14 protein-coding genes are annotated in these 13,491 nt (G+C 58.2%); 10 read left to right on the top strand and 4 right to left on the bottom strand.

Annotation, left to right across the window (positions count from 1 at the left end; translation table 11 throughout):
- The 3 genes from rfaC to HMPREF3140_RS16105 are packed head-to-tail and all read left to right on the top strand — an operon-like array spanning nt 1 to nt 3,027.
- A complete protein-coding gene (rfaC, locus tag HMPREF3140_RS16115; protein WP_032412576.1) occupies nt 1–972 on the top strand; it encodes a lipopolysaccharide heptosyltransferase RfaC in 972 nt (323 codons plus the stop codon).
- The gene (locus HMPREF3140_RS16110) at nt 972–1,880 is read left to right on the top strand and encodes a sugar glycosyltransferase (RefSeq protein ID WP_002922468.1); all 909 of its coding nucleotides are present in this window, start codon (nt 972–974) and stop codon (nt 1,878–1,880) included. Before rfaC ends, HMPREF3140_RS16110 begins: the two co-directional genes overlap by 1 nt.
- A complete protein-coding gene (locus tag HMPREF3140_RS16105; protein WP_004164973.1) occupies nt 1,858–3,027 on the top strand; it encodes an O-antigen ligase family protein in 1,170 nt (389 codons plus the stop codon). The genes HMPREF3140_RS16110 and HMPREF3140_RS16105 overlap by 23 nt, the downstream gene beginning before the upstream one ends.
- A gap of 43 nt (nt 3,028–3,070) precedes the next feature.
- Here the strand turns inward: HMPREF3140_RS16105 and HMPREF3140_RS16100 are convergent, their stop codons facing one another.
- Together HMPREF3140_RS16100 and HMPREF3140_RS16095 are read right to left on the bottom strand one after the other, a co-directional pair.
- Entirely contained in the window at nt 3,071–4,150 is a 1,080-nt protein-coding gene (locus HMPREF3140_RS16100) for a glycosyltransferase family 9 protein (protein WP_002922472.1), read from the bottom strand.
- 18 nt (nt 4,151–4,168) lie between these two features.
- Complete coding sequence (locus tag HMPREF3140_RS16095) at nt 4,169–5,131, bottom strand: polysaccharide deacetylase family protein (RefSeq protein WP_002922494.1); 963 nt, start codon at nt 5,129–5,131, stop codon at nt 4,169–4,171.
- A 111-nt stretch (nt 5,132–5,242) separates the two neighbouring features.
- Here HMPREF3140_RS16095 and rfaQ point away from each other — a divergent pair, with 111 nt between their 5' ends.
- The 7 genes from rfaQ (at nt 5,243) to coaD (ending at nt 12,177) form a co-directional block, all read left to right on the top strand.
- A complete protein-coding gene (gene rfaQ / locus HMPREF3140_RS16090; protein ID WP_004181527.1) occupies nt 5,243–6,319 on the top strand; it encodes a putative lipopolysaccharide heptosyltransferase III in 1,077 nt (358 codons plus the stop codon).
- Complete coding sequence (locus HMPREF3140_RS16085; RefSeq protein ID WP_032412579.1) at nt 6,316–7,443, top strand: glycosyltransferase family 4 protein; 1,128 nt, start codon at nt 6,316–6,318, stop codon at nt 7,441–7,443. The genes rfaQ and HMPREF3140_RS16085 overlap by 4 nt, the downstream gene beginning before the upstream one ends.
- 2 nt (nt 7,444–7,445) lie before the next feature.
- Nucleotides 7,446–8,540 (top strand): glycosyltransferase, encoded by a 1,095-nt coding sequence (locus HMPREF3140_RS16080; protein WP_032412582.1) that lies wholly within the window; start codon nt 7,446–7,448, stop codon nt 8,538–8,540.
- Between the two features lie 29 nt (nt 8,541–8,569).
- Nucleotides 8,570–9,559: a glycosyltransferase gene (locus tag HMPREF3140_RS16075; protein WP_002922498.1), complete on the top strand. Its 990-nt coding sequence runs from the start codon at nt 8,570–8,572 to the stop codon at nt 9,557–9,559.
- A gap of 91 nt (nt 9,560–9,650) precedes the next feature.
- On the top strand, nt 9,651–10,925 hold the full coding sequence (gene waaA / locus HMPREF3140_RS16070; RefSeq protein WP_070553039.1) for a lipid IV(A) 3-deoxy-D-manno-octulosonic acid transferase: 1,275 nt from the start codon (nt 9,651–9,653) through the stop codon (nt 10,923–10,925).
- A complete protein-coding gene (locus tag HMPREF3140_RS16065; RefSeq protein ID WP_002922500.1) occupies nt 10,925–11,701 on the top strand; it encodes a glycosyltransferase family 2 protein in 777 nt (258 codons plus the stop codon). The genes waaA and HMPREF3140_RS16065 overlap by 1 nt, the downstream gene beginning before the upstream one ends.
- On the top strand, nt 11,698–12,177 hold the full coding sequence (coaD, locus tag HMPREF3140_RS16060) for a pantetheine-phosphate adenylyltransferase (protein ID WP_032412585.1): 480 nt from the start codon (nt 11,698–11,700) through the stop codon (nt 12,175–12,177). The genes HMPREF3140_RS16065 and coaD overlap by 4 nt, the downstream gene beginning before the upstream one ends.
- Nucleotides 12,178–12,365: 188 nt before the next feature.
- Here the strand turns inward: coaD and mutM are convergent, their stop codons facing one another.
- Both mutM and rpmG read right to left on the bottom strand, forming a co-directional pair.
- Complete coding sequence (gene mutM, locus HMPREF3140_RS16055; RefSeq protein WP_004173907.1) at nt 12,366–13,175, bottom strand: bifunctional DNA-formamidopyrimidine glycosylase/DNA-(apurinic or apyrimidinic site) lyase; 810 nt, start codon at nt 13,173–13,175, stop codon at nt 12,366–12,368.
- 135 nt (nt 13,176–13,310) lie between these two features.
- The gene (rpmG, locus tag HMPREF3140_RS16050) at nt 13,311–13,478 is read right to left on the bottom strand and encodes a 50S ribosomal protein L33 (protein ID WP_002922510.1); all 168 of its coding nucleotides are present in this window, start codon (nt 13,476–13,478) and stop codon (nt 13,311–13,313) included.
- Between the last annotated feature and the right edge of the window lie 13 nt (nt 13,479–13,491).

The following is a 13,491-nucleotide window of genomic DNA, read 5'->3' as shown; positions in this document are numbered from 1 at the left end:
ATGCGGGTATTGATCGTTAAAACCTCCTCCATGGGCGACGTGCTGCACACGCTGCCCGCGCTAACCGACGCCGCGCAGGCTATCCCCGGCATCCGCTTCGACTGGGTGGTTGAAGAGGGTTTCGCGCAGATCCCCTCCTGGCATAAAAGCGTCGAGCGGGTGATCCCGGTGGCGATCCGCCGCTGGCGCAAAGCCTGGTTCTCCGCGCCGATCAAAGCCGAGCGTCAAGCCTTTCGCGAGGCCGTTCAGGCGGTAAAGTATGACGCCATCATCGACGCCCAGGGGCTGGTAAAAAGCGCCGCGCTGGTTACTCGCCTGGCGCACGGCGTCAAGCACGGTATGGACTGGCAAACGGCCCGCGAGCCGCTGGCGAGCCTGTTTTACAACCGCCGCCACCATATCGCGAAACAACAGCACGCGGTGGAGCGTACCCGTGAGCTGTTCGCCAAAAGCCTTGGCTACGCGAAACCCCAGACCCAGGGGGATTACGCCATTGCGCGCCATTTCCTGCAGCACGAGGCTAGCGCTGCCGCGCCCTATCTGGTGTTTCTGCACGCCACCACCCGCGACGATAAGCACTGGCCGGAAACCCGCTGGCAGGAGCTTCTCGACCTGCTGGCCGACAGCGGCGTCCACATTAAGCTGCCGTGGGGCGCCCCGCACGAAGAGGCGCGGGCGAAGCGGCTGGCGGAAGGCCGGGAGTATGTTGAAGTGCTGCCGCGCATGAGCCTTGAGCAGGTAGCGCAGGTTCTGGCCGGCGCCCGGGCCGTCGTCTCGGTCGATACCGGGCTGAGCCATCTGACCGCCGCGCTGGATAAACCGAACTTTACGCTCTACGGCCCGACCGACCCGGGGCTGATTGGCGGATACGGTAAAAACCAGCATATCGTGCGGCCGGAAAACAGCGCTAGCACCGGCGATATTGCGGCCAGCCGGATTCATCTTCTCCTGCAAAATCAGGGGCTGCTCTGATGGGATCCCTGTTTAAGCAGATCTACCGCTATACGCGCCCTCGCGCGTATCGCCACAATGAAAATCTGTGGCCTTTTACCCGTATTACGCGCGCGCCAAGCGGCGAAATCAGCGCGTTACGCTATAAAGGGAAAACGGTGCCGCTGGTCAGCCTGAGCGCGCTGAAAAACAGTATGCAGGGCGAAGTCCTGCTGACCGCCACCGGCCCCTCAACCCGCAATATCGATTTTTCCCTGTTGTCGAAAACGATCCCGGTGATGGGCGTCAATGGCGCCTGGCATCTTGCCGACCGGCTGCACTTTTCGCTCTATACCATCGTCGACATGGAATTTTTCGATAAGAAGCCGGACATTATCCGCGCCATTGTCAGCCAGCCGGATATTTTGCTGTTCACCACCATGCACGGGATCGCCAAAATCGTCGATCGCTATGGGGACGCGCTGCGCTGCCGTTTGGCGTTGATTGAGGACGGTTGCTATAAGATTTACCAGCCGAAAGTCGCCAGCGAAGCGATAAAGCGCACTTACCAGCAGAATGCGGCGATGTGCTTTCATCCTCAGCGCCCGGATATCTGTTTTAGCACCGATATTCGCCAGGGCATCTTTGATGCCGGCACGGTGGTCTACTGGGCGCTGCAAATTCTCGCCTGGCTGGGCTTCAATACTATCCTGGTGAGCGGCCTGGATATGACCAACTTTAACCAGCCGCGATTCTACGAAACACAACAAGAAAAATTGCCTTCTTACCTGGCAACAAAAGTGGATACCCTCGTCATGCCCTCCTTTGCGCATGCCGCGCAGGTACTGCAGCAACGCCAGATTCGGGTGATTAATTTTTCCCCAGAAAGCGCTGTGCCGGATACTATCTTCGAAAAGGTTGCGTTTAATGAGTACTTTAAAAGTGAGTAACTTCGCCAGACAGGGTTACTCGATTGTCTTTCCTTTGTTTTTATTTTTCAGCGCGATTTTTTGCATGTCCACCCGGACCAATAATCTGCTGCATTTATCGATCCTGCTGCTATTGCTGTCGCTGGTACGCCAGGAAAACCGCCAGGCGCTGGCCGGGGTGTTACGCGAGCAGTGGCAGACCTGGACGCTGCTGGCGGCTTTCTTTATCTATTACGCCCTCAGTAATGTGTGGGGCCATACGCCGCAGCATATTGACTCGCCGATCACCCACGGCGTGTATCTGACCGGGTATCTGTTGCTGATGACGATGCTGCTCAGGGACGGACGAACCCGCCGACTGGCGATGCTGGCGGTGGTCGGCGGGATCACCGTGCTCTCCCTGTGGACGCTGATTATCGACCATACGCTGGTTCTCACCGAACGAGCGGTCTCCCCCGAGAACCCCGGACCAACGAACGTTATCGACCTTGCCGGTTACTGCGGCATCGGCATTTTAATTTGCGGCATGCTACTGAAAGAAAAAGCCAGCCACTGGCTCTATCTGCCGGTGGTCATCATGCTGGTGATGCTGCTGCTCACCCAAAGCCGCGGGCCGATCATCGCCCTGGTGCTGGCGGTCGGCTGTACGCTGCACCTGCACGTCTTCACCCGCCGCAACCTGCTGATCGCCGCGGCGCTGGCCGTGCTGGTAGCGCTGCTTTTGGTCATGACGCCGGTGGGCGACATGCTGCTCGCCCGTTTCGAGGAGCTGGGCACCCAAAGCGGGCTGCGCCTGAGCATCTGGCACCATACGCTGTCGGAGATGGCCAGCCAGCCGTGGCTGGGGCGCGGTTTCAGCTATGAACTGGATTTCATCAACTACAGCGGCGAGCACATCACCACCACCCACAGTGTGTATATGGGCGCCCTGCTGAAAGGCGGCATCGTGGGGTTACTGCTGCTGTTGGCGATCATTGCCTGCGGGCTATGGCAGGCGTGGCGCAAGCGCCATACCGACAGCCGCTACAGTCTGGCGATCCTGTTTTACGCGCTGGTGTTTATGGCCTCGCAGGGGATGTTTATCATCAGCAATCCCCGGGAAACCTGGGTGCTGTTCTGGCTGCCGCTGGGCATTGCGCTCAGCAAAGGGTTGGCGGAAAAACGCTAACAAAAAGGGCCGTCAGCGGCCCTTTTTATATTAACTTTTTAAATTAACTGCGGGCGGCGACCAGCCGGTCGGCCTGCTCTTTAATCACGGGCCACACCGACTCAATCGCCACATCGGCGACATTCGCTTCTTCACAGACTATCTGCTTCGCCTTGTCATAGCCCGGCGCCCAGATGTGATAGCCGGGCAGCCCGGTATTCTTGAGTTTGCGTTTGTTATAGACCGCCACCATCGGCTTATCGAAAGCCCGGGCAATATGCACGATCGAGGTGTCCGGCGTAATGACTAAATCACAGCTGCGGATCACTTCTACGGCGGAGTTGATGGTGCTGTCGGCGATGTACAGCGCCATATCCAGCCCCAGCTGGCGGATTTTTTCACTGCGCCCCACCATCACGATACAGACCCGGTAAGGCAGAGCATGTAGCCGCTCGACCAGGGTCGCCACCTGGTGACGACAGAAGTCTTTATCCTCGGAGGCGGTAAAAGGGTTAATGGCGATACGCAGTTCGACCTCTCCGGCCTGAGAAAGCAAGCGGGCCACTTTCTCCCGCTCATGGCGGCAGCCGGGGAGATGATAGTGATACGGGCGGTCGTCAACGATGCCAAACAGCTTCACCACCTGCTTATAGCGCAGGGAAATATGGCTGTTGCCGTCAAAAAAAGCGATTGAGTGATCGTAAAGTTTATAGGGCTCTTTATTAAAACCAATCACGCTGGTCGCCCGTAAATCGGCGAGTAATTTAAAGCGTTCATAGCTGGTCACGTCATCAAAATCGATAACCGCATCAAAACCCGCCGCCCGCAACGTATTTAAGGACATGCGGGGCCGATATAAATATACTTGCTGAATGAATTCTGAGCCTGCTAATATTTCGCTGCATATTGGTCCGGTTAACACCGAAACCTGATATCCCCGTTCGGCCAGTATTCTGGCGCAGCCGGTCGTGACCACCATATCACCGACTTTATCATCCAGACGCAATAGCAGCACGCGGCGCACAGCCGCTGGGTCGAAGGCTTTACGCGCCGGCTTATTTCTGTATCGATAGTTAATTAAATTAAATTTAATGCCGCGGAAAAAAGCATTCTTTTTCCGCGTTAATTGTTTAAGGATACGCATACGGTACCTTGAGCTGTGTTAGCGCTGTGTAATTTTCCGCTGGTAATATTCTGCCAGCGTCATGCCCTTCACCTGCGGCGCCAGCCAGCTAAAAAAGGCTTCGAGGTCAGCGTATAAACGCTCAATATCCCGTTCATTCTGGAACGTGGGGCTGCCGCCGGGCATATACTCTGAAGAGTGGAGCATATATTCCACGTAGTCATTGCCCTGCGTCAACGTTTGTTCGACGACTTTTTTCATCGTCTCCACATTGCCGCCCATCGGTCGCAGCCAGTGTACGGAGGGGGATCGCACTTTGCCGCGCAGGCGGTCGTAGCCCTGCTTCACGCTGTTCATCCACGCTGAGTGCTTGTACTGGATGCTCATCGGCACTTCCAGCAGCGGCGAGTGGCCCTCGCGGCTGATGTCATTTTCATCGAGGAAATAGGCATGCTGCGGAAAGCGGCGATAATCGGTCCCGCCATCGCCCTGCGGCGCCCCCTTGGCGGTCTTCCAGTTCACCCGCGGGGTCACCGAGCAATCCACCTGATACCCGTACTCCACCAGCAGACGCGCATAGCGCTCGTCAAAAGCCCAGCGCCCGGCGCGATGGCTAACCATTTTGGTCTGGAAGGTATCCTCCAGCAGACGCGTCATATAGTCGACCTTCTCACGCATCATAGCGTCGCTGTATTCAATAAGATAAGGCTTATGGCGCCAGTCATCTGCGGTCAGCGGCTCGGTCGGCGGGCTGTTCCACGCATGCAGATGCATGCCGACTTCCGCGGTGCCGCGGGCAATCACGTCTCTGGCGAATTCGATATAAAAGGGATCGATGGCCATTTCATAGTTGGTCAAATAGACCGGTTTAAAGCCATACTTTTCGCAAAGCTGCTGAAAACGCGGAAGATAACGCGCATTCTCGGTGGTGATGCTGTCATGTTTTTGCCAGAGGTTATCGCCCTCTGTATCAATCGTGATGAGAAATGCGGGATTGTGCACGAAAACGTCCTCAGGCCATACGTATCGGGTCATGGTAGAGCAATACAACGCTTCTCTCAATCTGTCTGATCCCCTAGAATCGGAACCCTTATCCTGGATGAAGAACAGAGTATGACGCCTGAAACCCTCTCCCGCGGCCCGTTGAACCCGGCGCGGATCCTGGTCATTAAGCTGCGCCATCATGGCGACATGCTGCTGATCACGCCGCTTATTCACGCGCTGAAACAGCAGTACCCCGCCGCCAGCGTGGATGTCCTGTTGTATGAAGAGACCCGGGATATGCTCGCAGCCAACCCCGATATCCACCATATTTATGGTCTCGATCGCCGCTGGAAAAAGCAGGGAAAAAGGTATCAGCTGAAGATGCAATGGCAGCTCATTCAGACGCTGCGCCAGCAGCGGTACGATATGGTGCTTAACCTGGCCGACCAGTGGCCGAGCGCGGTTATCAGCAAACTGACCGGCGCCGCGACGCGGATTGGTTTTGATTTTCCGAAGCGCCGCCACCCGGTCTGGCGCTATTGCCACACCGCGCTGGCCTCCACCCAACAGCACAACCAGCTGCATACGGTACAGCAGAATCTCTCTATTCTCGCTCCGCTCGGTCTCCAGTTGAACGATGCGCCGGCGCGGATGGGCTACAGCGAAGCAGACTGGGCCGCCAGCCGCGCCCTGCTGCCGGAGGACTTCCGGGAACACTACATCGTCATCCAGCCGACGTCGCGCTGGTTCTTTAAATGCTGGCGCGAAGATCGGATGAGCGCCCTGATCAACGCGCTGTCCGCCGAAGGATACGCGGTGGTGCTCACCTCCGGCCCCGATGCAAGAGAGAAGAAGATGGTGGATACCATCATCGCCGGCTGCCCGCAGGCGCGACTACACTCTTTAGCCGGCCAGTTAACGCTGCGCCAGCTGGCGGCGGTGATCGATCATGCCCGGTTGTTTATCGGCGTCGACTCGGTGCCGATGCATATGGCTGCAGCCCTTGGCACTCCGCTGGTCGCCCTGTTCGGTCCCTCGAAGCTGACCTTCTGGCGTCCGTGGCAGGCGAAAGGCGAGGTGATCTGGGCCGGCGACTTCGGTCCGCTGCCCGATCCGGACGCTATCAACACCAACACCGACGAACGTTATCTTGATTTAATTCCTACCGACGCCGTGATCGCGGCGGCGAAAAAGGTACTGGCATGAGTAAATTCAGGCTGGCTCTGGTGCGGCAGAAGTACCGCCCGGACGGCGGCGCAGAACGGTTTGTCTCCCGCGCGCTGGAAGCCCTCGACAGCAGTCATCTGCAACTGAACGTCATCACCCGCGAATGGCAGGGGCCGGTGAAACCGGACTGGCAGATCCATATCTGTAACCCACGTAAATGGGGGCGCATCAGCCGCGAGCGCGGCTTTGCCAACGCCGCGCGCGCGCTCTGGCAGCGCGAGTCCTTCGACCTGGTGCAGAGCCATGAACGTATTCCCGGCTGCGATCTCTACCGCGCTGGCGATGGCGTTCATCGCCGCTGGCTGCAGCAGCGCTCGCGCATTTTACCGGCCTGGAAAAGCCGCCTGCTGTTCGCCGACCGTTACCACCGCTACGTCATGCAGGCGGAACGCGAGATGTATGAAGACTCACACCTGCGCGGGGTGATCTGCAACGCCGAGATGATCAAGCGCGAGATTATCGAAGACTTTGGCCTGCCGGCGGAGAAGATCCACGTTATTTACAACGCCATTGACAACCAGCGCTTCCTGCCGCCGGACGAAGACACCTTTGCCGCCTTACGCGCCAAATGGCAGCTACCGCTGCAGGCGACCTGCCTGATCTACGTCGGCTCCGGCTTTGAGCGCAAGGGACTGGCGGCGGCGATCCGCGCCATCGCTCCCACCGATCGCTACCTGCTGGTGGTCGGCAAAGATAAGGATCAGCCTCGCTATCAGGCGCTGGCGAAGAGCCTGAACTGTGAAGCGCGGGTGCGCTTCTTCGGCATGCAGTCGGAGACATTGCCCTTCTATCAAATGGCCGATGGTCTGCTGCTGCCCACCCTCTACGATCCGTTCCCCAACGTCATTCTCGAAGCGATGGCCTGCGGTCTGCCGGTGATCACCACTACCGGCTGCGGCGGGGCGGAGTTTATCGTCGACGGCCACAATGGTTACGTCTGCGACGCTCTGGATATCCCGGCGCTACAGCAGGCGGTAATGGCCCTGCCCGCGCGCGCGCTGGGCTCCGCGGAAGGCGGTCACGCCCGCGAGCGCATTATGGCCTGCACCAGCGAGCGACTCTCAACCCAGCTGCTTTCTCTTTATCAGGATCTGGTGAATTAACGATGCGCATCTTATTTGTGATTGACGGCTTACCCGGCGGCGGCGCGGAAAAAGTGGTTCTGACCCTGGCGGCACAGTTCCTGCGCGACGGCGATCGGGTGTCGCTCATTTCGCTGCGCGATGTCTGCGAGTACCCATTGCCCGAGGGGCTCGACTACCAGGTAGTTGCCGATCGCTGCCGTAAACCGTGGCGCAAGCTGACCGAGCTGTCCCGCCGCGCCCGCCAGCTGGACGCCGCAGTCGTGCGGGCCGAACAGCAGGGGCAATTTGACCTTGTGCTCTCCAACCTGCACAAAACCGACCGCATCGTCGCCCGCAGCCGGGCGCTGCGCGAGCGTAACGTCTGGTTCTGTCTGCACGGCGTCTTTTCGGCCTCCTATCTCGGGCACCGCACCGGCTTTGACCGCTGGATGAAGCAGCAGAAAATTAAGCGAATTTATCAGGGTCGCAACGTGGTGACGGTTTCCGACGCGGTGGGGCGAGATCTGGTGGAAGAGTTTGCCCTGCGCCCGGCACAGCTGAAAACCATCTACAATCCCTTCGATATCGCCGCCCTGCGCGCCGGAGCGGAAGCCGACAGCGAGCGCCCGGACGGCGACTACCTGATTCACGTCGGCCGCTTCCATCCCGGCAAACGTCACGACCGCCTGCTCGAAGCCTACGCGCAAAGCGGCATCGACGCACCGCTGGTGCTGCTAGGCCAGGGAAAACCGGAGCAAGAGCAACGCCTGCGCCAGCTGGCCAAAACGCTTGAGATTGAAGACCGGGTGTGGTTCAAGGGTTTTCAGAAAAACCCCTTACCGTGGATCAAAGGCGCGCGGATGCTGGTTTTGAGCTCCGATAGCGAAGGATTCGGCAATGTGGTGGTGGAGGCGCTGCTGTTGCATACCCCGGTCGCCAGCACCCGCTGCCCCGGCGGCGTCACCGAGATCCTCACCGGCGAACTTGCCCGCGGTCTGGCGGATCTCACCAGTCCGGCGCTGGCTCAGACGATGCAAAGCATTTACCATAACCCGCCGGCCATCGACGATGCCGCGCTGGAAAAATTCAGCGTCGTATCCATTTGTCAGCAGTACCGTCAGCTGCAGCGCACCTGACGCCGTTAGTTAACCAGGATCGAAGATTTATGAGTCAAACGCCTTTATTGAGCATCGTGGCTGCCGTCTACAACGGTGAGAAATTTCTAGCGCAATTCTTTGAGTGCATTGAACAGCAGCAGCTGGACAGCTATGAACTGATCCTGGTGAACGATGGTTCGACAGACAACAGCCTGGCGGTGATCGCCGAATGGCAGGAGCGGCTGCAGAACGTCCAGGTGCTGGAGCAGGAAAACCAGGGCGTCTCGGTCGCGCGCAATACCGGCCTCGCCGCCGCCAGCGGCAAATATCTCGCGTTTCCGGATATCGACGACAAACTCTATCCGGGCATGTATCGCACGCTGCTGGAGATGGCCGAGAAAGAACATCTCGATATCGCCACCTGCAACGGCACCTATGTGTACGAAAAGCGCCGCGAGAGCCACCCGATCTTCCCACTGGATCGCCTGCCCTCGACGGGTGTGCTGCCGGGCCATGTCTGGCTTAAGCAGGCCCTGGACTCGCGGAAGTTTCTGCACGTCACCTGGCTTAATATTTATCGTCACGACTTTATCCGCCAGCATCACTTCCATTTCGAGCCTGGCCTGCGCCATCAGGATATCCCATGGACCACAGAAGCCCTGCTGGCCGCGGAGCGCGTGCAGTACACCAGTCAGCAGTTCTATGATTACTACATTCACTCTGAGTCGGTGTCGCATAAGCCGGACAACGACGACACGCTGATGCGTTCGGCGCGCCACTATATGAAGATTCTGGAGATGCTGGAGGCGATTAACCAGCGCTACCCGGATAAAGTACGCCATATCGCCGCCTGTCGCTGGCAGATCGCCAAAGAAGGCCTGGGGATCATCCATACCTTCGATAGCATGAAAGATGAGTCCAAAAAGCATGTTATTATTAACGAATTCTTCGACCGCGGTATCTGGCGGTTAATCTGGAAAAACGCCTGTACTTTCCGTTTACGCTGGCGCCTGGGACGCCGTTATCTGCGTATTAAGCGTTATCGCCACGCGGGATAGACCAAAAACCCGCTGTTTCCGCCAAAGAGATAGCTTTACGCGGGCTAAATGCTTAGAATTTGCCCGCCAAAACAGAGAACGGATAAATAGTTTGGAATTGCTTTATACCACCCTACTTTACCTTATTCAGCCGCTGGTGTGGCTGCGGCTGCTGCTGCGCAGTCGTAAGGCTCCTGCCTATCGCAAACGCTGGGCGGAACGCTATGGCTTCTGTCAGAACAAGGTAGAGCCGGATGGCATTCTGCTGCACTCCGTTTCCGTCGGCGAGACCTTAGCCGCCATTCCGCTGGTCCGCGCCCTGCGCCACCGCTACCCTTCTCTGCCGATCACTGTCACCACCATGACGCCGACCGGCTCCGAGCGCGCCATGTCGGCGTTTGGCAAAGATGTTCATCACGTCTATCTGCCCTACGATCTGCCCGGCGCCATGAACCGCTTCCTGAACACCGTGCAGCCGAAGCTGGTGATCGTTATGGAGACCGAGCTGTGGCCGAATATGGTGGCCGCGCTGCATAAGCGTAAGATCCCGCTGGTGATCGCCAACGCGCGCCTGTCCGAACGTTCCGCCAAAGGCTATGCCAAACTGGGCGGCTTTATGCGCCGCCTGTTGAGCCGCATTACGCTTATCGCCGCGCAGAATGAAGAAGATGGTAACCGCTTCCTCTCCCTGGGGCTGAAGCGCAACCAGCTGGCGGTCACCGGCAGCCTGAAATTCGATATCTCCGTCACGCCAGAGCTGGCGGCCCGGGCGGTGACGCTGCGTCGGCAATGGGCACCACACCGCAAGGTCTGGATTGCCACCAGCACCCACGACGGTGAAGAACAAATCATCCTCCAGGCGCATAAAAAACTGCTGGAGACTTTCCCGAACCTGCTGCTGATCCTTGTTCCCCGCCATCCGGAGCGCTTCCCTGACGCCCGTGAGATGGTACAAAAGGCTGGGATGAGCTTTACTCTGCGCAGCACCGGCGAGATCCCCTCCTCCAGTACCCAGGTAGTCATTGGCGATACCATGGGCGAGCTGATGCTGCTCTACGGCATTGCCGACCTCGCCTTCGTCGGCGGCAGCCTGGTGGAGCGCGGCGGCCATAACCCGCTAGAGCCGGCGGCGCACGCCATTCCGGTGCTGATGGGCCCGCATACCTTCAACTTCAAAGATATCTGCGCCAAGCTGCAGCAGGACGATGGCCTGATCACCATTACCGATGCCGATTCGCTGGTCAGGGAGGTGTCCACGCTCCTGACCGATGAAGATTACCGTCTGTGGTATGGCCGTCACGCGGTGGAAGTGCTGCACCAGAACCAGGGCGCGCTGTCGCGTCTGCTACAGTTACTGCAACCTTACCTGCCGCAGCGGAGTCATTAATGTCGAACCGGCTTTCCGTGGTGATGATCGCTAAAAACGCCGCCGACCTGCTGCCGGATTGTCTGGGCTCCGTTAGCTGGGCGGATGAAATTATCGTCCTCGACTCCGGCAGCACCGACAACACCGTTGAGCTGGCCCGCGGCCTCGGCGCCCAGGTCTATACCCATACCGACTGGCGAGGCTATGGCATTCAGCGCCAGCGCGCGCAGGATTACGCCACCGGCGACTGGGTGTTGATGATCGATACCGATGAGCGCGTCACGCCAGAACTCAGGCAGGCTATTCTTAAGGTACTGGACGCCCCCCAGCGCGGCGCCATCTACAGCATCGCCCGCCGTAACTATTTTCTCGGACGCTTTATGCGCCACAGCGGTTGGTATCCCGATCGCGTCCTGCGCCTGTACGAACGCGCCCGTTACCGCTATAACGATAATCTGGTCCATGAATCGCTGGATAGCCTGGGCGCCGAGGTTATTCCGCTGACCGGCGATCTCCTGCACCTGACCTGCCGCGACTTCGCTGGCTTCCAGCAAAAACAGCTGGCGTATGCCGCCGCGTGGGCGCTTGAGCGTCACCAGAAGGGCAAGAAGACCTCGATGGCAGGGATTTTCAGCCATACGCTGGGCGCGTTCCTCAAGACGTTGCTATTGCGCGGTGGGGTGCTGGACGGTAAACAGGGATGGTTACTGGCGATGGTCAACGCGCAGTATACGTTTACGAAATATACCGAGCTGTGGGCGCTGAGCCACGGCTACTCGGAGAAAGAGTCATCATGAGCACAAAAGCGATCTATCCGGGTACCTTCGACCCCATCACCAACGGTCATATCGATATTGTCACCCGCGCGGCAAGTATGTTCGATAAAGTGGTGCTGGCTATCGCCGCCAGCCCGAGTAAAAAGCCGTTGTTCAGCCTTGATGAGCGCATTGCGCTGGCAGAGCAGGCGACGGCCCACCTGGTGAACGTGGAGGTTATCGGCTTCAGTGATTTGATGGCCAATTTCGCGCGCGCGCAGCAGGCCAATATCCTGATCCGCGGCCTGCGGGCGGTGGCGGATTTCGAGTATGAGATGCAGCTGGCTCATATGAACCGCCACCTGATGCCCACCCTTGAGAGCGTGTTTCTGATGCCGTGCAAAGAGTGGTCGTTTATCTCTTCCTCACTGGTGAAGGAAGTGGCGCGCCACCAGGGCGACGTTTCTCACTTTCTGCCAGCTAATGTGCATCAGGCGCTGTTGAATAAGTTGAAGTAACGCATCTGCCGGGACATGAGCCATATTGGCTGGCGCAGCACTGCGCCGCTGGGTCATTCACACCGGCTCTGTCCCGGTCTTTGTGCCAGATGGCGCTACGCTGACCTGGACTACAAACGCCCCCGGCCCATCAGATGCGCACCCGCAGGCCCGCTGACCTGGCCGACAAACATTCCTGTTCCTGAGAACTACTTCTGGCACTGACGGCAATAAAAGGTCGCCCGCTGGGCATGTTTGGTCCCGACGACCGGCGTGCCGCAGATCCGGCAGGGTTCGCCCTTGCGGCCATAGACCTGTAGCTCCTGGGCGAAGTAGCCCGGCTTGCCATCGCTTTGCAGGAAATCCTTTAACGTGGTGCCGCCCTGCTCTATCGAACGCAGCAGGACCAGCTTAATCACCTTCACCAGCTGCTCACACTCTTCCCGCGACAGCGAGGACGCCAGCCGGTCAGGATGGATCCCGGCGGAGAACAGCGATTCACTGGCGTAGATATTCCCCACGCCCACCACCAGCTTGTTATCCATCAGCCAGGGTTTGATCGCGGTTTTCTTCTTCGCGCATTTTTGCTGGAGATAGTCGGCGTTGAACGCGTCGCTGAGCGGCTCCGGGCCAAGATGGGCCAGTACCGGATGGCCTTCCAGCGTTCTGGTCCACAACCAGGCGCCAAAGCGGCGTGGATCGGTGTAGCGCAACACCTTGCCGTTACTCATGACCAGGTCAACGTGATCGTGTTTTTCAGCAGGCAGCTCTTCGCTCAGGATGCGCAGGCTCCCCGACATCCCAAGATGGACGATGATCCAGCCGTCCGGCAGCTCCAGAAGCAGGTATTTGGCGCGGCGACGCACGCTGAGAACCGGAACGTCGCTCAGGCGATAAATCTCTTCGGAAACCGGCCAGCGCAGCCGTCCGTTGCGCACGACGGCGTGCAGAATGGTTGCGCCAACCAGGTGCGGCTCGATGCCGCGACGGCTGGTTTCAACCTCTGGTAATTCAGGCATGATTTTCCTCCGTTTACCCGACGTATTGTGCTTCACGGACAGGTGACTGAAAAGGGAGTATGTGAAAGCAATATGGGGGAGTTTTAAAAACAAAAAACCCCGCCGAAGCGGGGTTTTTATACAAGGAGGCTAAAATTATTTGATTTTAGCTTCTTTGTAGATAACGTGCTGACGTACAACCGGATCGTACTTTTTCAGTTCCATTTTTTCCGGTTTGGTACGTTTGTTCTTCGTGGTGGTGTAGAAGTGACCAGTACCAGCGGAAGAAACCAGCTTGATTTTCTCACGAATACCTTTAGCCATGATTTATTTCCTC

It is taken from the genome of Klebsiella sp. HMSC16A12 (genome assembly GCF_001808265.1).
GTDB classification, from domain to species: Bacteria; Pseudomonadota; Gammaproteobacteria; order Enterobacterales; family Enterobacteriaceae; genus Klebsiella; species Klebsiella pneumoniae.
Note: the sequence above shows the minus strand (reverse complement) of the source record. Positions and strands in the feature narration are given on the sequence as shown.

Excerpts from the sequence above, each read along its gene's own strand:
- rfaC (WP_032412576.1), top strand. The coding sequence starts at position 1 with ATGCGGGTATTGATCGTTAAAACCTCCTCCATGGGCGACGTGCTGCAC.
- HMPREF3140_RS16110 (WP_002922468.1), top strand. The coding sequence starts at position 972 with ATGGGATCCCTGTTTAAGCAGATCTACCGCTATACGCGCCCTCGCGCG.
- HMPREF3140_RS16105 (WP_004164973.1), top strand. The coding sequence starts at position 1,858 with ATGAGTACTTTAAAAGTGAGTAACTTCGCCAGACAGGGTTACTCGATT.
- HMPREF3140_RS16100 (WP_002922472.1), bottom strand. The coding sequence starts at position 4,150 with ATGCGTATCCTTAAACAATTAACGCGGAAAAAGAATGCTTTTTTCCGC.
- rfaQ (WP_004181527.1), top strand. The coding sequence starts at position 5,243 with ATGACGCCTGAAACCCTCTCCCGCGGCCCGTTGAACCCGGCGCGGATC.
- HMPREF3140_RS16085 (WP_032412579.1), top strand. The coding sequence starts at position 6,316 with ATGAGTAAATTCAGGCTGGCTCTGGTGCGGCAGAAGTACCGCCCGGAC.
- HMPREF3140_RS16080 (WP_032412582.1), top strand. The coding sequence starts at position 7,446 with ATGCGCATCTTATTTGTGATTGACGGCTTACCCGGCGGCGGCGCGGAA.
- HMPREF3140_RS16075 (WP_002922498.1), top strand. The coding sequence starts at position 8,570 with ATGAGTCAAACGCCTTTATTGAGCATCGTGGCTGCCGTCTACAACGGT.
- HMPREF3140_RS16065 (WP_002922500.1), top strand. The coding sequence starts at position 10,925 with ATGTCGAACCGGCTTTCCGTGGTGATGATCGCTAAAAACGCCGCCGAC.
- coaD (WP_032412585.1), top strand. The coding sequence starts at position 11,698 with ATGAGCACAAAAGCGATCTATCCGGGTACCTTCGACCCCATCACCAAC.
- mutM (WP_004173907.1), bottom strand. The coding sequence starts at position 13,175 with ATGCCTGAATTACCAGAGGTTGAAACCAGCCGTCGCGGCATCGAGCCG.
- rpmG (WP_002922510.1), bottom strand. The coding sequence starts at position 13,478 with ATGGCTAAAGGTATTCGTGAGAAAATCAAGCTGGTTTCTTCCGCTGGT.